General features: G+C 39.6%; 16 protein-coding genes. 7 read left to right on the forward strand and 9 right to left on the reverse strand.

Annotation, left to right across the window (positions count from 1 at the left end; genetic code table 11):
* Positions 1-74: 74 nt before the first annotated feature.
* On the reverse strand, positions 75-452 hold the full coding sequence (locus tag CK510_RS03755) for a TetR/AcrR family transcriptional regulator (protein WP_245911837.1): 378 nt from the start codon (positions 450-452) through the stop codon (positions 75-77).
* A 55-nt stretch (positions 453-507) separates the two neighbouring features.
* On the opposite strand from CK510_RS03755, the gene CK510_RS03760 reads away from it, so the two are divergent.
* Positions 508-888 carry a hypothetical protein gene (locus CK510_RS03760; RefSeq protein WP_245911838.1) on the forward strand — a complete coding sequence of 127 codons (381 nt, stop codon included), beginning with the start codon at positions 508-510 and terminating at the stop codon, positions 886-888.
* 151 nt (positions 889-1,039) lie between these two features.
* Here the strand turns inward: CK510_RS03760 and CK510_RS03765 are convergent, their stop codons facing one another.
* From CK510_RS03765 to CK510_RS03780, 5 genes are all read right to left on the reverse strand, one after another.
* Complete coding sequence (locus CK510_RS03765; protein ID WP_095720419.1) at positions 1,040-3,790, reverse strand: HD family phosphohydrolase; 2,751 nt, start codon at positions 3,788-3,790, stop codon at positions 1,040-1,042.
* Positions 3,791-4,046: 256 nt separating this feature from the next.
* Positions 4,047-5,093: an ADP-ribosylglycohydrolase family protein gene (locus CK510_RS03770; RefSeq protein WP_095720420.1), complete on the reverse strand. Its 1,047-nt coding sequence runs from the start codon at positions 5,091-5,093 to the stop codon at positions 4,047-4,049.
* A gap of 37 nt (positions 5,094-5,130) precedes the next feature.
* On the reverse strand, positions 5,131-5,634 hold the full coding sequence (aroQ, locus tag CK510_RS03775) for a type II 3-dehydroquinate dehydratase (protein ID WP_095720421.1): 504 nt from the start codon (positions 5,632-5,634) through the stop codon (positions 5,131-5,133).
* On the reverse strand, positions 5,612-5,749 hold the full coding sequence (locus CK510_RS32285) for a hypothetical protein (RefSeq protein ID WP_169926996.1): 138 nt from the start codon (positions 5,747-5,749) through the stop codon (positions 5,612-5,614). Before CK510_RS32285 ends, aroQ begins: the two co-directional genes overlap by 23 nt.
* 392 nt (positions 5,750-6,141) lie before the next feature.
* Positions 6,142-8,883, reverse strand: a complete 2,742-nt coding sequence (locus CK510_RS03780; RefSeq protein ID WP_245911839.1) for a putative PEP-binding protein — start codon at positions 8,881-8,883, stop codon at positions 6,142-6,144.
* A 118-nt stretch (positions 8,884-9,001) separates the two neighbouring features.
* Here CK510_RS03780 and CK510_RS03785 point away from each other — a divergent pair, with 118 nt between their 5' ends.
* On the forward strand, positions 9,002-9,472 hold the full coding sequence (locus CK510_RS03785) for an MgtC/SapB family protein (RefSeq protein WP_095720422.1): 471 nt from the start codon (positions 9,002-9,004) through the stop codon (positions 9,470-9,472).
* Positions 9,473-9,567: 95 nt separating this feature from the next.
* On the opposite strand, the gene galE is transcribed toward CK510_RS03785, so the two are convergent.
* Together galE and CK510_RS33250 are read right to left on the reverse strand one after the other, a co-directional pair.
* The gene (gene galE / locus CK510_RS03790) at positions 9,568-10,542 is read right to left on the reverse strand and encodes a UDP-glucose 4-epimerase GalE (protein WP_095720423.1); all 975 of its coding nucleotides are present in this window, start codon (positions 10,540-10,542) and stop codon (positions 9,568-9,570) included.
* A 6-nt stretch (positions 10,543-10,548) separates the two neighbouring features.
* The gene (locus CK510_RS33250; protein ID WP_245911840.1) at positions 10,549-12,132 is read right to left on the reverse strand and encodes a sugar transferase; all 1,584 of its coding nucleotides are present in this window, start codon (positions 12,130-12,132) and stop codon (positions 10,549-10,551) included.
* 954 nt (positions 12,133-13,086) lie between these two features.
* Between CK510_RS33250 and CK510_RS03800 the strand changes: the two genes are divergently transcribed.
* Both CK510_RS03800 and CK510_RS03805 read left to right on the forward strand, forming a co-directional pair.
* A complete protein-coding gene (locus tag CK510_RS03800) occupies positions 13,087-14,898 on the forward strand; it encodes a hypothetical protein (RefSeq protein WP_095720424.1) in 1,812 nt (603 codons plus the stop codon).
* Positions 14,899-14,949: 51 nt separating this feature from the next.
* The gene (locus CK510_RS03805) at positions 14,950-15,333 is read left to right on the forward strand and encodes a hypothetical protein (protein ID WP_095720425.1); all 384 of its coding nucleotides are present in this window, start codon (positions 14,950-14,952) and stop codon (positions 15,331-15,333) included.
* A gap of 187 nt (positions 15,334-15,520) precedes the next feature.
* Here CK510_RS03805 and CK510_RS03810 read toward each other — a convergent pair whose 3' ends face one another.
* Positions 15,521-16,138: a hypothetical protein gene (locus CK510_RS03810; RefSeq protein WP_143289215.1), complete on the reverse strand. Its 618-nt coding sequence runs from the start codon at positions 16,136-16,138 to the stop codon at positions 15,521-15,523.
* Between the two features lie 460 nt (positions 16,139-16,598).
* Between CK510_RS03810 and CK510_RS03815 the strand changes: the two genes are divergently transcribed.
* The 3 genes from CK510_RS03815 (at position 16,599) to CK510_RS03825 (ending at position 21,049) form a co-directional block, all read left to right on the forward strand.
* Positions 16,599-18,785, forward strand: coding sequence for a GumC family protein (locus CK510_RS03815; RefSeq protein WP_095720427.1), 2,187 nt, complete (start codon positions 16,599-16,601; stop codon positions 18,783-18,785).
* 22 nt (positions 18,786-18,807) lie between these two features.
* Entirely contained in the window at positions 18,808-20,127 is a 1,320-nt protein-coding gene (locus tag CK510_RS03820; protein WP_095720428.1) for a flippase, read from the forward strand.
* Between the two features lie 73 nt (positions 20,128-20,200).
* A complete protein-coding gene (locus CK510_RS03825; protein WP_095720429.1) occupies positions 20,201-21,049 on the forward strand; it encodes an FkbM family methyltransferase in 849 nt (282 codons plus the stop codon).
* The last annotated feature ends 4 nt before the right edge of the window (positions 21,050-21,053 follow it).

Raw genomic sequence — 21,053 nt, forward strand, 5'->3', positions numbered from 1 at the left:
AACCTTGCACTTGTTTACCTTCAAAATGGTTAAAACTCATATTTGGCAAAGGTTATAGCTTTATTCAGCAAGCCCTATTTAGTCACGTAAATTTGAGCAAATTGAGAATTACTCGATGCGCTATTAATAATCATGGCAACCGTTTTTCTTCCTAAAGAACTGAGGGTAATTTGTGCTGCGCTCTCGATTAATACGTCAATGTCGCTCCAAAAATTTCCCGTATTGGGAATTAAAAGTTCTTCCCTAATACTTTCAATCGCATCTGCAACCAGTTCTTCTTTTGACTTGTAGCGTCGGTAAATGGTAGTTTTCCCCACCCCAGCACGGTTTGCTATACCGTCAATACTCATAGCATCAAAACCTATTTCTGCCAGTAATTCTAAAGTTGCTTGCAACATTGCTTGGTGAGACTGGGTGCTGCGAGGTCTTCCTAATGGTTTGCAATCGCTCATATTTTACGACTATACTATAATATCTATACGAAACCGTATCGTATTTATTGTGATTATGACTAAGCGTCTTCGTCCGCAGTATACAAACAAAAGCAGTACTCAAACCCTACGAGAAGGATTAGAGGAATATTATGCTGCAAATCCTAGTATTACAGACCCAAGGGAACTGCCACAAGAATTTGCCAAAATTTTGCTAGCTCATGATGTGTCTCACGTTGTCTATGGTTGCGACACGGATATGTATGACGAACTCAAGATATTACCTCTGGGTTTTTGGACGAGCGATTTTAAGTTCCGAGACTATATTAATACCAACAAAGACCCAAAAATTAAGCCTGAGATCGATATTATGTACGATGATTTGATTAAAAAACATGGGATTTTGTGGTTATATAGTTCTATTTTTTTACTTTGCCGCTATTACTGCCAGAATTGACTGTTATGTTGTTTAATACTCGTGGAGAAAGGAATTATTACCCTTTTTTAGATTATGAATCCTTGTTAGATATTTCGCTTTTAGAAATACGTAAAAAGTTTGATTTATTGACTTTTATTCATTAAGATTTTGTCAATACCTAATTCCTCAATTATTTTTCCGTCGTACCAGCTTTCGACTGCGGATATGCAATCCGTTTATGATGAAACTGTTGCCAAACCTCGACAAATATCTCAGCAATTTCTGACATTTGATTACGAGTAAGTCCAGAATCAACAAGTTGCTTATCTTGCCAACGGGCACGCAAAATATTATTCAGCATCGATAAAGCTTGCTCAGGGGTTGCATCTTTAAGACTTCGCAGTGCTGCTTCACAGGAGTCTGCAAGCATAACGATCGCAGTTTCTTTTGACTGCGGAATCGGACCATCATAACAAAAATCTCTGTGATCAATTTGGATGCAACATGCCGACCGTATTAAACTCTGCTTATCGCATGTTTTTGCGATTTGCTGTGCTTGGTGGTAAAAATAAGCAATCTGCATTGTTCCCTGATGTTCGGGAATAAAAGCTTGAACTTCGGTTGGTAAACGGTATTTGCGTGCCATTACCAAGCCTTCACTTACGTGCTTTTTGATAATTTTGGCACTTAGCCAAGGATTATTTATTTCCGTGTCATGTTTGTTGGGTGCGCCCATTTGGTTCTCGATAAATGCTTGGGGGTCGTGCATTTTACCAATATCATGGTACAGTGTCCCAGCCCGTACAAGCTCGACGTTACATTCAAGTTTGCGAGCTGCTGCTTCTGCAAGACTAGAAACGAACAAAGTATGCTGAAAGGTTCCGGGGGTTTCGGCTGCGAGACGTTTGAGGAGGGGACGATTGGGGTTTGCGAGTTCTGCTAAACGAATTGGTGTGACTAAATCAAACATTTGTTCGAGATAGGGACTTAAGCCCAGAGCGACGATACTCCAACTTAAACCGGAACAGGCAAATAATAACGATTCTTTCAGCACTGCATATAAGTGACCACTAAATGCACTACCGATACAAATCTTGAAAATTAAATATACACCACTTTGGACGATCGCAATTCCAATTCCCAGTAAAGCTAATTCTTCACGCGATCGCAATTTTTTTGCCATGCAGCTACCGAGTAAGGCACCTGCGGCACCTGCTACAAGTGTAATTCTGCTGATTTCTAAGCTAAAGGGTAGCAGCAATGTTAATAACCCGATAGCTGTAACACCAATGGTACTGCCGTAAAGACTACCCAAAAGTAAACCCGAAGCACTCCAAGTTGTGAATGATGTACCCATTGTTAGCACCAAAGGGATGCTGAGGGTAAGTAATAAAATTAAAATGCGATCGCGTTGTCTTTTACGATAATTTACCCGCTTTTCGATCATTACAAAAACCGCTACAGCCGCAATAATCATCCCAGCTAAGATGATTAACTTCAACCATTTGACTTCCCTGCGAATTAAACCGTAATGTTCTAGTATCTGAAAATCCCAATCACAAATAATTTCACCCTTACGAACAATAATGTCACCTTGCTGCACTGCAATCATTACAGGTTTAATCACCGCAGAAGCATTTTTGGCTTGAATTTGGGTTTTCGCTTCATCTTTCTTCAGGTTGGGTTGCAGTGTTGCTAATAACAACTTGCTGGCAAAAGGTTCTGCTTCTACTGGGATTGCATATTCCAGATTTCGCTTGATAGCATCTTCCAAAATCGTTTGTGGTAATCCGGGGGGAATACCTTGAGCAAGAATGCGCTGGGCTGTTTGTTGAATAATCGTTTGGGTGTTTATCCAGTCTTCCGACGATAAATCCAGTACTAAATCGTTATTGTAAGGTGAATTTGGATTCTGGCTATTAAATTCGGCTATTTTTGCTTTAGCTTGAACATATCTTTGCCGCGATCGCGATATTTCTTGGATAAGTGCAGATATATTTTGCTTGGAAGTGGTTAATTTTCTTGTTTGAATTTCTGTCAATGCTTGAGATAAAAAGTCACTGTTACTACCCAAGGTATTACTAAAGTAGGTGTCTGCTGGTAGTTGCTTAGGTACTGGGGATGAAATTTTGTGGGAACCCGATATTTTTTTTGATGTATGTGCTGCTACACTGCGGAAATTGGCTGTCGGAAGCATTAAGCTTTGCTTATCACGATTATTCAAAGGGGAATTTTCGAGTTTTTCAAAACAGATAGAATCCTGGCAATTAGTTCCTGAGATGGTTTTTGTAGAGGAGCTTCTCTGATGCGACTTGTGAGGATTGGGTATATTGGTAGTAGGAGAATTATTTGGGGAAATTGCATCTTGAAACGCTTGCCATTCTTGGCTTGAAGCTGCACGTAAATAACGTTGTGATACAACTGATAAAATAGTAGTGTCGGCATAATCAGGTAAATAACCTGCAATTACGCGAATTTGATTTCCCTGTTCTAAAATTTCTTGTAGCTTCTCGTTGATGTTCTGATTAATATTTACATCAACCATCAAAATTGGTACTGAATTATTACTCGCAACCTGACGCTTTTCCTGGGTTTCGTAGATATTTTCAATGGTGTCGGTATAAGGTGCTAGAACTGTCACCAATGCTTTACTTCCAATTATCATTTGAGGCTGATTATAAAATTTCTGCCCCATTACCCCAGTTAATACTAAAACTGCGATCGCAAAAAGTACTGGGGAATTTTTAGGTATTTTTGCTAAAACATATGTATAAATACTTATGGAGTTACTTGTCAAATTTGCCATTACTCCATGTAGACTATAGCCTATTTGCCATTTTTTACTCGTTTTGAATAAAAGCTCTCGGAGTCGCTTTTTGTACTGCCGTCGCCATTTACCCAATCGCTGTGACAATGACTGTAAAAATGGCGCTTGTTTCATCACCTATTACCGCAATTGAATATTTTAACCGTTAAACTGAAATAGTTAGAGAATATTTTGACAGTCAATACTCTTTCAGGGTATTGCTATAAACGGGGAATGCCCTGTGACAAAATCATTACCCGTAGTTTGTATGAGGTAACAGTGACAATACTATATAAGATATTACACAGGTTTGTAAATTTTTACTGAATGGTAAGATATTGCAATTTTTTCAACTGTGTTGTATGTAACGCTGCCTATAAGTGGTAAAAAATCAACGTAGTTTGTTGACATGGGTAGATGTAAAAACCTGTAGATGCGAATCAGGTTTGAGTAAAGGAAGTCTGTTACTGTGAAATGTAAAGTCTCCTATTTTGTTGGTTCCGCTTGCTTGGTTGTCAATATTATTGTATACACCTGACCATACAGCTAAAAGTTCATCAGCCAATTTTACCATTTGCAAATAAGTGTTTGAGTGCAATTTTGCCGACTTTTGCTGCGAATATCTGATTTGCCAAGCGAGAGGTATTCCAACTGTACTATTGTAAGCTCCCGATAATGCTCCTGTAATTGGACTAATAGCTCTAAGGGATGGATCGGATTGTCTGTGGGAAAGTAAAATAGACAAGCGAAAGTCTTCCATAGTAGCTAGAAAACAGTAAAAAGCCTCTGCAATTACTTGACTTGATATACTTTGGTTTGAACTGTTCTTTTTATCCAGTCCAGTTTTGCTTAATTCAAGCTGACTTAATTCAAGTTGACTTAATTCTGAAGATACTTGTTCTAAATTTGCACCTTGCCTTAATAAATCATCAACTTTCAACAACTGCTGTGGAGTATTGCTAGAAGTATCGCCTAAAAAATTCACAATCTGGGGAATTAGGGCAGTTGGATTCATTGTTCCCGTCAGTGACTTCGCGATCGCATAACCGACTGCAAGGTTAGTATCTCGTATCCCGGAATCATCGCTGTATAACCGCACCACATCGGTGATATTTTGCTTCAGTTTAAGGAGATTTTCGTGGCAAAATAAAGCGATGGGTAGGGTTGCAAAAAATGTTGTTACTAAAAGTTGTTCGTTTGTCTGATTTAAGTTTGTCCGATCTAAACTTGGATTGGCTTGTTTTTTGAGTAACCAATCTCCCAGAACAAATTTTCCTTGATAAATTAAACTTTTGCTACTAAATACCAACCCATCTATTGCTTCTTGCGTCAACAGTGCTGAATATGTAATTTGTTTTACATCTTTAAGTGGTAACGTTCCGGCAATTAACGCACCAAATAAAGTACCTCTAAATTTACTGATAAGCGAATGGTGCAACCTTTAAATCTCACTGATACTTTTAAAATAAAAATCTTTATTCTGGCTCTTGTTGTCGTAAATGATGAACCAATGCACGTAAGCCCAACAGATAACTTTGGGCACCGAAACCGCTAATTTGTCCGATTGCGACAGGGGCAATGTAGGAATGATGGCGAAATTCTTCGCGACGATAAATATTACTTAAATGAACCTCAACTGTTGGTAGATTCACACCAGCGATCGCATCCCGCAAAGCAACGCTGGTATGAGTATAAGCTCCAGCATTAATCAAAATACCTTGATGCTGTGGTAAGGCAGAATGAATCGTATCAACGAGGACACCTTCATGATTTGACTGCACAAAAAAAGCTTTAACTGACAAATTGCTTGCTTCTTCTGCCAACAAGCGGTTAATATCAGCTAAACTCAACGAGCCATAAATTCCTGGTTCCCGTTGTCCTAGCAAATTTAAATTTGGTCCATGTAGTACTAAAATGCTCAAAGGGCGAAGCTTTGCCACGTCCAGTAGTTTTCCTTTAGCGACGACGGGACCTATCATTGACAGGAATCGGAATTAATTCCGGTTCTGGTTCCGCTTGAGGACCTAGCAATGCTTCAATTAGCTTGCGTCCCAATTCCTTAAGCTTTTCTACCACCTTATCTATATAGTCCATTGAACTGACCGCTCCTGAGATACTACCTCAATTTTTGGTTAACAGCTACGGGATGTGGGGCTATCAAACACCTTCCTATTTAAAAACGGGCTACTAACTATAATATCCCGTATTGCGGAAAAGAGCCGCTTCTCTACATAACCAAATTTGATTTCCTTCCTATCTAGAGTATCACATTAACAACTAATGGGATCGCATCTTACCAATGATGGATATTTAGTGTTTGTAATTACCAGTGAGCTACTTAAGTATAGCTTATCAATTTTGTGTTCGTTTAGATACTATATTTCTAGATCATTTAACGTGACTCTCGGATATGCTCAGGGCAAATGATATATCAGGAGGGCAAACAACCGTTTGCTGTAGAAATTAATTTTGTATGGACTTTAATCTTAATCCGCGTTTAACTGTTTTCTGGCAGCTTCGAGAATAATCCGTTTTTCGGCACGTGCGATCGCACCATAAGTTCTTTGTACTGCTTCGGGTTCTACTGAGATTGATGTAATTCCCCATTGTACTAATTGTTGGATTATTTCCGGGTACAATGTCGGTGCTTGTCCGCAGATTGTACAAGGTATATTATATTTCCTAGCTGTTTCAATCAATTGACGGATTGCACCCATAACTGCGGGATTTTTTTGATTCCAGACTTCTGTAAATTTGCCCTGTTCCCGGTCTACTCCAAGTAATAATTGTGTCAAATCGTTTGTCCCGATCGCAATTCCTTGGACTCCTGCTTTTACGTATTCTGGCAGTAAAAATAATACACTGGGAACTTCCGCCATAATCCATAGTTGAAATTCGGGTACGCGATTTAATCCAGCTTGTTCGACTTTGCGACGGCAAAAGGTAAATTCCTCAATGCTACGCACAAAGGGTAAAATTAGACGTAGATTTCCATATCCGGCTTGTTGGACTTGAGCTAAGGCTGTGAGTTCGATTTCAAACATGGTTGGGTTTTGCAAATACGCAAATGTGCCCCGTTCTCTCAATCTTGATTGCCGATCTAAATCCCGATCCAAATGGTGAGCTTGTTCTATCTGGTTACTTTGGATGATACCGACTGGAAAATCTAACGAACGGTAAAAAATCGGTTTTGGTGCAAAAGCTTGGGCAAAGAGTAAAATTTGTTCGTACCAGCGATCGCGTAATGTTTCTTGCCTTTCTTGTAACCAAGTATGGAGTTCTTGCCCGTCTAAAATTGAAATTGCCATTAGTTCGGAACGCAGTAACCCCAAACCATCGATAGGTAAACTTAATACTTGTTCTATGGAGCTAGTTTGACTGAGATTGACAAGTAACTGAGTAGCAATAGTTGGAAATGGTTCTTCAAGTAATCTCAAATTAATATTTGGATTAATATTCGGATGAATATTTGAATTAATATTCGAGCTTGTATTCAATTTTGGAACTTGGATTCTATCCCTTAATTCTCCCATCCCCTGGGAATTATAGTGTAATTGTTCTGAATCACCTTGCTGATAAGTTTCTGATAAATCTTCTGGAAAAGAGGGTATTTGTTCTTGCTGGGGAAGTATGGAAACAAATGGAGGAATTAAGGATACAAGTTGTGGTTGAGTGTGGTTGGAGATAGTGTGATGTATTGAGGGTATTAAGCTCTGCTTATCGCTATTATTTGATATATGGGAATTAACTCGATATATTTCCCCCGTATCCCCATCAATCAGCAATTGTTCGCCATTTTTAATTAATTCTGTAGCTCTGTTGACATTAACAATAGCAGGGATTCCGAGTTCGCGAGCTAAAATTGCCGCATGGCTAGTCATTCCACCTTGCTCAGTAATAATACCGCTAATATTATGAAGTAAATGTAACCAATCTACGGTGATAGATGGAACAACTAAAATGGTGTTATTGGGCAATTGTGCTGGTATATATGGGGTTAATACATCTTGGGTTATATTTTTAGAACTATGAGGATGGGAATTACTAGTAACATATGCTGTGGCAATTGTACGTCCTCCAGCAGCACTGATTCCTTTACCTAGTAAGCGATAATCTGACGAAAGTGTTTGCGGAAGGGTGATTTGGGTGAGGTAAAGTTTTTCAGTAGTGTCGTGTTTGGAAACAGTCCACTCGCAACCAAAATTATTACCAAACTCGCTGGTAAGTTGATTGCTGATCTGGAGAAGTTGCTGCAAAACCTCTTGAGAGGTTGCAAATTGATTTCGTTCAATATCATCAACTAAATAAGTAATTAAGCAACTATGTTCATTGATGTGCAAGCTGCTAGGAGTTGACTGTGGCAAAATACTAGCAGAATTATCAACCCGATAACCTAGTATTTTATCACCCAATTTTCGTTCGATAATTGTGTTGTTTTCGCGTTTAATCTTGTAATAGTCGGGTAAAACCTCACCTTTAGTAATAGCCAAACCCAATCCTAAACTTGCTTGTATTTCCAGAAACGAGGAGCTACCAACAATGACTCCACTTGTCACAGCATCCCATACAGGTTGTACCAAAATCCCAAAATTGATCCGTCGCAGGTCAATACCAGTGCGCTGCCAGTATACCAAACTGCGGGCGCGAAATAATTGGCTCCAAGCACGCTTGAGAGCTAGAGAAATATTATTGCGATCGCAGTAGCAAATTTGCGATTCTAACAAACCTGATAAATTCACATTCCCATCATTAACATTATTGCTGCGATATGCCGACTGCATTAATTTCTGCCTATCGCGATTACTATTCGGTAAGGTAACAGTTGGACGAAAAATTAAACAACTTGTCTCCCATTGACTTGCTGCCTCAAAAATTGCATCTAACCATTCTGGGGGTAAAGTCGCAATAAGCATCTCTTGACGCAAGCGACTAGCAACTTGCTGCAATTGCCACCAATTTCCCACATCCAGATGTAAAGAAGAATCTGGCAAATCTTTGACTAACACTTCTGTATTCTCAGAATGACTCAAAGTTCTGAGAAATTCCCGTGTAAATTCCGTAGAAACTACAAATCCTGGTAAAACAGGATAACCACGTTGCATAGTCCTACTTAAATTAAACGCCTTATCGCCAACTTTGGTGCGATCGCGCGGTTGAATTTCATTTAGCCAATAGAGTTTATCCACTAAAATAACCAAAATCCTGGGAAATAAAAAAAGACGTTCCACCGGAACGTCTCTACGGTTTCAATAATATTGCTCAATAATATTACCAATTCGATCAAAACTGCATGATAATTTTTTAATTAATGGGTGACAATAATCAGTACCCAATGCTCCATGCCTAATGCCCCATATTCAACTTAGCTCCTATCAATTAAATCTATCTGACTGCTGGCAGATTCTTTTTCGGCTTTCCATTGCCATGACAACTGGTGGAATTATTGGTTGGGAACGTCAACTTCGGCACAAACCTGCTGGATTACGAACACACATGCTAGTTAGTCTCGGTTCTGGACTTTTTGCACTTATACCTTTACTAATCTCGCAAACAACTTCCGGTTTTGATGCTGATGCTTTGAGTCGCGTTATCCAAGGAATTACTGCGGGGGTTGGTTTTTTAGGTGCGGGGGAAATTTTGCGTACAGCTTCAGATGAATCACAACGTATTCGTGTTCGTGGACTTACATCGGCAGCTGCTATTTGGGTTTCTGCTGCATTAGGTGTTGCTGCTGGATGTGGGTTGTGGCAGTTAAGCTTAATTGGTGCTGTTTTGTGTTTTCTTGTACTTTATTTTGTGAAGCGTTTTGAAATTTGAGTAGGGATTTCCAGAAAATAAAAAGTTAATTAACCGCAGATAGACGCAGATTAACGCAGATAGTTCCATCGTTTTCTGTTACATCTGCATAAATTCTATTGTTGCATTTCCCATGCTAAGGTTGTACTCACTATTTGGTCTAAGTCGTTATATTTTGGTTGCCAATCCAGCAGTTGATTAATTTTATCCGCACAAGCTGTGACGCAAGCAGGATCACCTGGACGACGGGGAGTCACAACGACGGGAAAATCGACACCAGAGATGGCTTTGACTCTAGCAATAACTTCGCGAACACTGTAGCCTTTTGCATATCCACAGTTGAAAATTTGGCTTTCTCCTCCTTTTTGCAGATATCGTAAAGCATCTAAATGTGCTGATGCTAAATCCTCAACATGGATATAATCGCGAATACCTGTACCATCTGGGGTAGGAAAATCATCGCCAAAAATTTGTAATTTGGGAATACGCGCGATCGCAGTATCACAAGCTGCTTTTATTAGGTGGGATGCTTTACGTGATAGTTGTCCTATTTTGCCGTTGGGGTCTGCTCCGGCGACGTTGAAGTAACGTAAAATCACATAATGCAGTGAAGATGCTGCTGCGTAATCTTGAATTATCCATTCGCTCATCAGTTTTGAACGTCCATAGGGATTGATGGGTTGGGTTGGGGAATTTTCGGTGACGGGGTTTTGTGCTACTTCTCCGTAAACTGCTGCTGTACTCGAAAATATGAATCGGTTAACCCCCATGACGCTACAGCAACGAAGTAAATTCAGGGTGTTGCGGGTGTTATTTGCATAGTAGTCAAGGGGATGCTCTACTGATTCTGGTACTGATAAACTAGCCGCGAAATGTAGTACCGCACTAAATTGATGTTGGGCAAAAACTTGATATAACTGGTCTTGATTTGCCAAGTCTCCAATTATTAGTTGACCATATAGTACTGATTTTGGCGAACCTGTAGACAAATTATCGTACACTACAACGTCATATCCAGCTTCACCCAATTGACGAACTACATGGGAACCAATATAGCCTGCACCACCTGTGACTAATACTTTTTGTTTCACCTTTATTTACCTACCTTTACCCAATAGGACTACTCGAATCGTTTTGAAAAAGATGGCGATATCCAACCATAGCGAATAATTTTTGATGTAGTAAAGGTCGTAAGATAGTTTTTCGTAAGCGTCTTCAATCGATGCTCCATAAGGATACATCACTTGTGCCCATCCTGTAATTCCCGGTTTGACTAAGTAACGAACTTCATAGTAAGGTATTTCTTCTTTGAGTTTGGCATCAAATTCTGGTCTTTCGGGACGGGGACCAATTAAACTCATTTGTCCTTGAAGTACATTTAATATCTGTGGTAATTCATCGATTCGAGTTAAACGGATCAAGCGTCCGACTCTAGTAATGCGAGAATCTGATTTGCTAGCCCATTGTGCCCCTTGTTTCTCGGCATCTTGGGACATTGAGCGAAATTTATGAACTTTGAATGGTTTACCATTCAAACCTGTACGTAACTGACTATAGAAGATTGAACCTGGACTATCTAGCTTGATTGCTAACGCTGTTAATAACATCAGTGGAGATAACAGTGTCAGCAGCAGAATAGTAAAAACAAAATCTGCTATTCGCTTTAATTTCAAACTAAAACCACCTGGAAAAAGATTGAAACCAGCGCTAAAAGCAAACCATGTATCTTCTAGTAGAGATGAAGGAAGCTTGAACCAGATATTTTCGTATGCTTCCGGTAATCGATAAATAGGAATACCTTGCAGTCTTAAAGGCATTAATTGCCGCACTTGTTCATCTGTTAATTCTTTGTGAGTCGCAACTACTACCCCTGACCAAGGGTAATAAACCAAATTGGGTAGATCATTGAGATTCCCCAAGCAATTCACATTTTGACTAGGTGTAAAAAATCTCTGATTTTCTGGGTCTAGGGTTTTAGTAAATCCTGATTGTTCATTTTCTGAGTGGCTATCTAATTTACTTTCCGATTTAAATCTTCTTTTGTCTACAGAGAATATCTGAATTTCCTCTGACAGATGGCTAAAATCTTTTACACGAGTCATTTCATAGGGCTGAATCCTTTCTGATTTTGATTCTGTCAGCACTGCCAATTTAATCAATGGATACCGTGCGATAAATTTTCGACAAAATTGTATTGCACCTTCATTCCCACCCAATATCAACCAACGGCTCTGTTCCGAGTGCGATCGCGCCCAATTTGTCGCCAATAACCGCGATGTGACTGACCAAAGCGTAAACACTAATAAACAAGGTACTATCGTTCCTCTCCACAGCAATGGATTCTGCTGCCAAGCACCAAGTAAATAAATTAGTCCAGATGCAAAAAAAGCAACGATGACGTTGCTGATAACAATTCGGGCAGGTGCGCGTAAACCGACAATTTGACTATCTGGATGGTAAGTGTTTGCCAAATACAAACCAATAATTACCAACAACCCAAATCCATAAAGAGCAGGATCGGTTATCTTTAATCCCTCACTCTGACGCAACCACAGTGCCATCCCTAAAGAGACAAATAGACCCAGAATGTCTGAAGACAGAAGTAGTCCAGGTAAAATTTGTGGAGTTATGCTTTGCTTTACAAACGTAGATTCTTCACTCAAAAATAATTTGCTGTTCATGACTAAATTCTAAGAGTTCATTACGTCACGATATCTACTACTTGGTAAATACCAATCAAAATGCTCGTGCTTCGGCAATGCTAACCCATACACTTAATTTATACATAAATCAGTTAAAAAATATCTCCCTTTGCCTGTAATATTTACTACTCAAGTTTCTAAAATACTAGTAACTACTAATACGTAAGGCTTTTGGGCTTCATGAAGTTTTAAAGAAGTTTTAAGTTTAGATAAACTCTATACCTTAGCTTCATATTTAAGTCTAACAAGCCAAAAATCTATCAGAGTAAGCCTCTTTAGTCACCCAAGTACTAAAAATAGCATTTTGTACTAATGTTGGGTCAAGATATTACGAAGACAAATACACATAACACCTCAACTCGCAAAATAATACTTCACACTTAGTATATTTTCCTTGACTTTTCTTTGTAACTTGGCTAAATTGCCTATTTTTTCGGTTAAAAGTAATTTTCGATCAAATAAATTGAGTATAGTAAATCACTAAGCCGATACTGTAGTTGCTAACCCATCTTATATATACCTGTGTTTACCTGAGTTTACATAAAGAATTCATAAAGAGATTGTAAAGTTTTAATATATACTTGTATTTGAATAATATTTTAGTTAGTTTATACATTGAGTAGTGCTAAAATTACTTGGACAGAGAAAAACCTTTAGTCACAATTGTGCAAAAGTTCAGGTGTATGATTTTCTAGTTCTCTAGTAGGTTGGGTGGAGGCTTTGCGTAACCCAACATTAATCTACACAGAATCAAGAGTTAAATTTTAAATTCAGATTCCCAAGTTTACAAAAATCAGGTGGATGGTTCCTTATTTGTCTGTTTCTATTTGATTTTGGGTTTGCATCTATATAAGTCTATCTATCAGTACAGTTTATAAATTCGGCAAAAATCTTGATTTGCTATGTCCTTTAATCATAAAGGCTTATACTTCGATGAAATTGCAGCAAGCCGGATGGATTCAAGAAAAGTATGTATTAGTTGCCAATGATGCGGCTAATTTTGCTTCGGAAGATAAAATGTTTAAATTTGGATTTCTCGAAAAAGCAAACAAAGGAAATTGTGAATCGCCGGATAACTGCCAGCAAACCATAGGTATAGTAGACGTGACAAGTATTGGAAAAACATTAGTAACATTGCTTGTTTTGTCTACAGCCATGCCTACCCAAGCTAGTGCTGAAGATGCTGTGTTTTATGAACAACAATCAGGTTCTCAAGGTTTTTCTGATTCCAAGTCTCATAAATCTGGTTTTGATTCTCAGCTTGGGTCTAAGGTCAAATCTCAAGTAGAATTTAAGTCTAAGCCATTACTGGAAGATGCTTTAGAGTCGGATGTTACACTTGAGAGCAAAAGCGATCGCTTGGATTACTCTAAACCGAATATTTTCGGGAATAGCAATAGCGCGATCGCACCTCCTGAGATTATTGTTTGGGAGGGCACAGCTGTCAATCTAAATATAGATGACCCCTCTCCAAACCTCTCCCCGAAGCGGAGAGAGGCTTTAATAAAATTTTCTATTCCCCATTCCCTCATAGGGAAGGGGGGCAGGGGGGTTAGGTCAGAAAATATAGATGAAGATGACCCCTCTCCAAACCTCTCCCCGAAGCGGAGAGAGGCTTTAATAAAATTTTCCATTCCCCATTCCCTCTTAGGGAAGGGGGGCAGGGGGGTTAGGTCAGAAAATATAGATGAAGATGACCCCTCTCCAAACCTCTCCCCGAAGCGGAGAGAGGCTTTAATAAAATCTTCTATTCCCCATTCCCTCTTAGGGAAGGGGGGCACGGGGGTTAGGTCAGTCCAACAGTTAAATGAAGTACTATATCAGCAGGTATTTGCATCGAGTGAGTTGAAATTTAGTCAACTTGAGCAAAGCCAATCTGAGCAAAATCAATCTGAGCCAGACAAACGCAACAGCCAAATTGTAGATAATGCTCCCGAACCTGTTCTAGAAAACCCCAAACCGGAAGAGATTTTGGAACAGTTGGAGAAATTGCCTAATACAGACATACCACTTCCCCCACAAGATAGAGGATATCTTTCGTCTCCTGGTATTACCATTTCTAATCCCAATGGCTACGGGGCTGATAATAATACTATATTTGCAGTTGCGGATTATCAAAAGCGTACCCGTTTTACCAGAACATCCGATGGGGAACTTGCTTTTGGAATTGGTTTGGGGAATGCAGTTAAGTTTGTTGGTGCGGAGTTGACCTATACCCTAAATAGTTTGGGAACAAGCCAGGATTTGGGTAGTGGTGCATTTAGTATTAAATTACATCGTCGGATTGCTGAGGATTTAGCTGTTGCTATTGGTTGGAACCAATTTGCGGACGTTTATATTGGCGAACGTAGGGTGGATTTTGATTATCCGAAAAATTCTTATTATGCAGTTGTTACAAAAGTTTTTAAGACGAGAGAATTTATTAATCAACCTTTTAGTCGGGTTGCAGTGACAGCAGGGATTGGGAGCGGTCAATTTTTGCCTTTTGACACTATTCGTCGAGCAGTCAGTCTTGGGGAAAACCCGACGGGTTTAAATGTTTTTGGTTCGGTAGGAGTCAGAGTTTTTGAACCTGTGAGCGTTATTGTGGAGTGGACTGGTCAAGATTTGGCTGTTGGTTTATCAATTGTACCGTTTAAAAATTTACCGTTTGTGATTACCCCAGCCTTTCGTGACATTGCGGGTGCAGGTGACGGAGATGGAGCAAGGTTTATCATGGGAGCGGGTGTATCTTTGAGATTGTAATTTAATTGAAATTAACTGAATTTAACCTAAATTTATCCGGAGGAGTTTTTGATGATACCAAGTAAATTATTTGTGAGTGGTATTGTTGCCACTGTGTTGTTAGTTTCTGTTGCTCCTGCCCATGCTGGATACAACATGTCTAATGGTTCTGGAGGTAACACTTCTAATAACACTGGTGGTAATACTTCTAACAACACTGGAGGGAATACATCCAATGGTTCTGGGACAAATAATTCCAATGCTACTGGACATAAAGCACAAATTTTAATTCAAGCTAGGGAGATTGCTGAGAGTTTGCGAGCTGCTAAAGGTAGCAGTAACCAAGCTGAATTGCAAAAAGCTGTCGAGAGAGCGATCGCATTTCTGGAAAAGGTGAGAAATCCGGGTCGTAGAAGTCAATTTAGTCGCAACCAAAATAGCGGTCGTGCTTGGTAAGGTTTAAGAAGGACCTCTCCCCGATTTTTGCTGTGCAAAAATCTCCCCTCCCCTGCGAGGGGAGGGGGAAGAATTAGAGGGGAAAATTTGGGGAGAATTAGCTATCTTAAGCCTCTCCCCTTTGCAAGGGGAGAGGTTTGGAGAGGGGTAATATTTTATTTTATACCCATCTAAACCTCGTCCTTAATTACGATCGCACCAAGGAACCCATGAATTGGGATGAATTGCGATCGCACCAACAAACCCACGAATTGCGATCGCACCAACAAACCCAGGAATTGCGACCAATTGCGATCGCACCAACAAACCCAGGAATTGCGACCAATTGCGATCGCACCAAGGAACCCGTGAATTGGGATAAATTGCGATCGCACCAAGCAACCCGTGAATTGTGGCGAATTACGATCGCACCAGGGAACCCAGGAATTGGGATAAATTGCGATCGCACCAACAAACCCACGAATTGGGATGAATTGCGATCGCACCAAGGAACCCATGAATTGGGATAAATTGCGATCGCACCAGGGAACCCACGAATTGTGGCAAATTGCGATCGCACCAACAAACCCAGGAATTGCGACCAATTGCGATCGCACCAAGCAACCCGTGAATTGGGATAAATTGCGATCGCACCAAGCAACCCGTGAATTGTGGCGAATTGCGATCGCACCAAGGAACCCGTGAATTGCGACCAATTGCGATCGCACCAAGGAACCCATGAATTGTGGCGAATTGCGATCGCACCAGGGAACCCACGAATTGGGATAAATTGCGATCGCACCAAGGAACCCATGAATTGTGGCAAATTGCGATCGCGTTAAGAAGACGAACAGCCGTTCTGGAATTTCTTAAGCCTCTCCCCTTGGCAAGGGGAGAGGTTTGGAGAGGGGTTCCATATTTTATTAAATGACTGAATAAACGCAAGCATTTATAGTTTTTACGTGGTGGGAGAAAGCTGGTTTCTAGGATTTTTCATCCTAATTGATGATTTTTCGTGGGGGAGAAACCCGCTTTCTTGAGATTTGCGTCAAATATATTCTCTGGAAGAGTAGAAACTTATTCTTTTCCCAGAGTTTATTTGAGATTTATGATTGAGTATTTGTTAATTTTATTTTGGAGATTTTCGTCTTTTTTTTCTAACTTTGTGATAGGCTTTTCTTGTCATTCCCTAATAATGTGATATAAGTTAGTCTGGAGAGAAAACATTGTCTGATTTTTAATGATTCCAGTTATTAGTTTATCCTTAGTTTATTGAGACTTTGCTTATGCCTTCTCATGAAGAAGATACGGACTATATCAATCTGCAAGAGTACTTACTAGTTCTCAAAAGACGTTGGCTGGCGGCAGCCATTGTGATGGGTTCTGTCTTCGGCATTACGGCATTTGTTACTTACTCGCAAAAGCCGATTTATGAGGCTAGTGGTAAATTACTTCTCAAGCAAAATGAGGCTTCTAATTTAACTGGTTTAAATCAGAAATTAGGCGAATTAAGCGGTCTTACTAACACAAGTAATCCTCTGGAAACGGAAGCTGAAATTATTCGCTCAAATCCACTCGTTAAAAAGATTGTTAATGAGTTGGAGATGCAGGATAAGAAGGGTAAACCGTTGGAAATTGATGATTTTCTCAAGAATTTGAAAGTCAAAAGTGTCAAGGGTACTGATGTCATGGAGTTGACTTATCGCGGTACTAATCCTTTGGAAACTGCGAAGGTAATCAACACCTTGATGAATAATTATTTGGAAAACAATATTCGTTCCAATCGCACGGAAGTGACTGCTGCTAGGGACTTTTTGCGAAAGCAGTTGCCGGAGATTGAGAATAAAGTGGTGCAAGCGGAAGCTACGCTGCGTCGGTTTAAAGACGATAATAAAGTGGTTTCCTTAGCCGAAGAAGCAAAAGTTGGTGTGGAGGGAATGCGGAATATTGCTGAGGAGAGTACTAGAGCCTTGGCTGTGTTGGAGGAAGCAAAAAGCCGTTCTGGAACTTTGCAAAAACAGTTGGATTTGACTACCCAAAAAGCTGTGGAACTTTCTACCCTAAGTCAGACTCCTGGTATTCAGCAAGTCTTGGCAGAATATCAGAAAGTGCAGGATGATTTGGCGGTTGCCAGAAGTCGATTCACTGAAGAACATCCATCAGTGCGGAATTTGGTTGCTAAGGAGCAAGCTTTTCGGCAGCAGATGGAGAAGCGAGTTGGACGGGTAATTGGGGTTGGGGAATCTGTTAAAGAACAGGATTTACAGATTGGTGAACTCAAGCAGAGTTTGACTGGGGAATTGGTGAAGTCTGAAGTGGAAAGGTTAGCAGCGCTACAACGGGTACAAGTGTTGCGGAATGCCTACATCACCTATGAAACACGAATGCGTCAGTTACCGAAGTTGGAACAGCGACAACGAGGTTTGGAGCGACGTTTGGAAGTTGCCCAGACTACCTATCAACAAGTGCAGAAGCAATTGCAGGAAGTGGAGGTGGTTGAGCAGCAGAAAGTCGGGAATGCTCGGATTGTTTCTGAAGCGTTGGTTCCCGAAAAACCTGTTGCTCCGAAGATTCCTTTGAATTTGGCTTTGGGTGGATTTTTGGGGGTATTGTTGGGAGCGGGTACGGCTTTGTTGCTCGAAGCTTTGGATAAATCCCTCAAGAATGTGGATGAAGCGAAAAGGTTGTTGGGTTATCCCTTATTGGGGACTGTTCCTAACTTGGCTGAGAAAGGCAAGATGGCTACAGAAATACCTGCGCGAGATAATCCCTATTCGTCGGGGAGTATGGCTTTTGAGATGCTGATGACGAATTTGGCGTTTAGTGTTTCCGATCAAGAATTACGAGTGATTGTGGTGACGAGTTCGGTTCCCGGTGAAGGTAAGTCTTTGGTTGCCGCGAATTTGGCTGTTGCGAAAGCGCAGATGGGTAAGCGGGTACTACTGATTGACGCAGATATGCGTCGTCCGCGACAGCATGAGATTTGGGAATTGCAGAACTTCATGGGGTTGAGCAATGCTTTGGTGGGACAGGGTGAGTGGGTGAACTTGACAAAGGAGGTAGTATATGGTTTAGATGTGTTGACTGCTGGGACTATTCCCCCGAATCCACTTGCGATCGTGGATTCTCAGAGTATGGCTACGTTGATTCGGGAGACGGGGAAGGATTATGATTTTGTGATTATTGACACTCCTCCGTTGACTTTGGCTTCGGAAGCGCAGCTTTTGGGCAAGATGGCTGATGGGATTTTGTTGGTGGTGCGTCCTGGTGTGGCGAATGTGGATACGGTTGGTATTGCGAAAACTATGATTGAGCAGTCGAGTCAGCGTGTGTTGGGGATGGTGGTGAATGGGGTGAATGTTGATAGTGGTTCGGGATATTACTACAACAAGGGGTATTACGGGAGGAAAGGAAATGAGAAGAGTGAGGTGGATGGTAAGGGGGTGAAGTTACCGGGGATTAGGATTGGTTAAATGATGAGCGGGTTTGATAATTATGCTAGGTAAGTTAAAGATTCAAGAAAAATTATCACTGCTCAAATCTCGCTCTGGGTTACGTGCAATTATTGCCAATACAGGTTGGCTATTTGCAGATCGTATTCTGCGGATGGGTGTTGCTCTATTTGTCGGTGTGTGGGTTGCTCGTTATTTGGGGGCAAAGCAATTTGGTGTTTTTAACTATGCAATGGCATTTGTCGCTTTGTTTAGTCCAATTTCTACTTTGGGCTTAAATGCGATCGTCATTCGCAATATTGTTAATGATTCATCAAATAAAGAGCAAATTTTAGGTACAACTTTTTGGTTGAAAATATTTGGTGGAGTTATATCTTTATCATTAGCTGTTGGTTGTGCTTTCTTATTCCGTAGTGATAGTTTAACGATTTGGCTTGTACTAATATTAGCGACTGGAGGTTTTTTTGAATCTTTTGACACTATTGACCTTTTGTTTCAATCGCAAGTGCAGTCCAAGTACACAGTTGTTGCTAAAAATACAGCTTTTATCTTTGTCACTCTGCTACAAATTAGTTTGATTACAATGCAAGCTCCCTTAATTGCTTTTGCTTGGGCAAAATTGATAGAGCTTGGTTTAGCTGCAATAGGTTTGATGATTGCCTATAAAGTGAAGGGCTATTCAATCAAATTATGGCGTTGGAGTTTTTCACTTGCTAAAAATTTGCTTAAGGAAAGTTGGCCTTTAATTTTATCTGGTTTGACTATCATGGTTTACATGAAAATAGACCAGATTATGTTGGGGAAAATGGTTGGTGATCAAGCTGTGGGAATTTACTCGGCTGCAACTCGTATTTCTGAGGTTTGGTATTTTATTCCTACTGCCATTTGCTCTTCTGTGAATCCTTCTATTTACGCTGCAAAAGAAAGGAGTGAAAAGCTTTATTATCATCGCATAGGGCAATTACTGCGTTTTATGAATTTACTCTCTATTATAGTTGCAGTGCCGATGACATTTCTGTCTGGAACAATTATTGCAATGCTGTTTGGTAATGATTACGGGGAAGCCGGAAATATTTTGGCAATTCATGTTTGGGCTTCTTTGTTTGTATTTATGGGAGTTGCAACATCTTCTTGGTTTGTGGTTGAGGGTTTGACTCATCTTTCTTTTCGTAGAACTCTAATGGGGGCAATTATTAATGTCGTTTTGAATTTCTTTTTAATACCTGTTTATGGTGGAGTTGGTGCTGCGATCGCTACTTTTATTTCTCAAGCATTTGCTGCATTTTTTAGTCATGCGATTCATTCCAAAACTCGAAAAATATTTAGACTTCAAATTAAATCACTTATATTTGTTCAATGGTAATAAATATTAACTTATAAAAAGTACCTTTGTATCTTACTAAGACTATCTAATGAAGTTAACGGAGAACCAAAATATGAAACGATTGATCAAACAAAACATTCTTAAATTCAGTATCAGCTTGTATAGAACACTCTTTGCAAGAAAAATATTTTTCAATTTTAATAAATTGATGTATACATTAAGTTTAAGGGGTATGGGAGTTCTCAATTTTGAAAATGACAACTTAAGCGGCGAAAATTTGTTCTTGAAAAAAGTATCCGTCATCTGTAATAATTCTGTAATAGTTGATGTAGGAGCAAATATTGGGTGCTACTCAAACAAAGCTAGAAGTTTTACATCAAGTGCAAATATTTATGCATTTGAACCTCATCCTCAAACATTTAAGAAGCTTCAGTATGAAGCAAATCAGCACAAATATATTGCACTAAATACAGCTTGTAGTGATGAGTCAGGAACGCTTAAACTATATGACTATGAGGATAGCGACAATGGTTCATCTCATGCATCTCTTCATCGTGCAGTTATTGAAACAATACATAAAGGGGCTTCCAAAAGCTTGGAAGTAAATGTAACTACAATAGATGAATTTATGAAGGATTATAAGATTTCTAATATTCGTCTATTGAAAATTGATACAGAAGGCAATGAATTGAAAGTCCTTAAAGGAGCTAAACAAGCTATCTCTGAACAACTAATTGATATAATCCACTTTGAATTTAATGAGATGAATGTTATTAGTAAAGTTTTTTTTAAAGATTTTAAAGACATCTTAATTAATTATTCTTTTTATAGACTTCTTCCAGATGCTTTACTCGATATAAGTGAATATAGTCCTATTTATTGTGAAGTGTTTGCTTATCAAAATATAATTGCTATTAATAAAAGCTTTTTGCCACAAGTTAAGAAATACTTCAATTTTTAAAAAT

The organism is Brunnivagina elsteri CCALA 953 (assembly GCF_002289455.1).
GTDB lineage: Bacteria > Cyanobacteriota > Cyanobacteriia > Cyanobacteriales > Nostocaceae > Brunnivagina > Brunnivagina elsteri.

What these genes read in the sequence shown, in the direction of transcription:
- CK510_RS03755 (WP_245911837.1), bottom strand. Translation starts at nt 452, where the DNA reads ATGAGCGATTGCAAACCATTAGGAAGACCTCGCAGCACCCAGTCTCAC.
- CK510_RS03760 (WP_245911838.1), top strand. Translation starts at nt 508, where the DNA reads ATGACTAAGCGTCTTCGTCCGCAGTATACAAACAAAAGCAGTACTCAA.
- CK510_RS03765 (WP_095720419.1), bottom strand. Translation starts at nt 3,790, where the DNA reads ATGAAACAAGCGCCATTTTTACAGTCATTGTCACAGCGATTGGGTAAA.
- aroQ (WP_095720421.1), bottom strand. Translation starts at nt 5,634, where the DNA reads ATGATAGGTCCCGTCGTCGCTAAAGGAAAACTACTGGACGTGGCAAAG.
- CK510_RS32285 (WP_169926996.1), bottom strand. Translation starts at nt 5,749, where the DNA reads ATGGACTATATAGATAAGGTGGTAGAAAAGCTTAAGGAATTGGGACGC.
- CK510_RS03785 (WP_095720422.1), top strand. Translation starts at nt 9,002, where the DNA reads ATGCCCCATATTCAACTTAGCTCCTATCAATTAAATCTATCTGACTGC.
- CK510_RS33250 (WP_245911840.1), bottom strand. Translation starts at nt 12,132, where the DNA reads ATGAACAGCAAATTATTTTTGAGTGAAGAATCTACGTTTGTAAAGCAA.
- CK510_RS03800 (WP_095720424.1), top strand. Translation starts at nt 13,087, where the DNA reads ATGAAATTGCAGCAAGCCGGATGGATTCAAGAAAAGTATGTATTAGTT.
- CK510_RS03805 (WP_095720425.1), top strand. Translation starts at nt 14,950, where the DNA reads ATGATACCAAGTAAATTATTTGTGAGTGGTATTGTTGCCACTGTGTTG.
- CK510_RS03815 (WP_095720427.1), top strand. Translation starts at nt 16,599, where the DNA reads ATGCCTTCTCATGAAGAAGATACGGACTATATCAATCTGCAAGAGTAC.
- CK510_RS03820 (WP_095720428.1), top strand. Translation starts at nt 18,808, where the DNA reads ATGCTAGGTAAGTTAAAGATTCAAGAAAAATTATCACTGCTCAAATCT.
- CK510_RS03825 (WP_095720429.1), top strand. Translation starts at nt 20,201, where the DNA reads ATGAAACGATTGATCAAACAAAACATTCTTAAATTCAGTATCAGCTTG.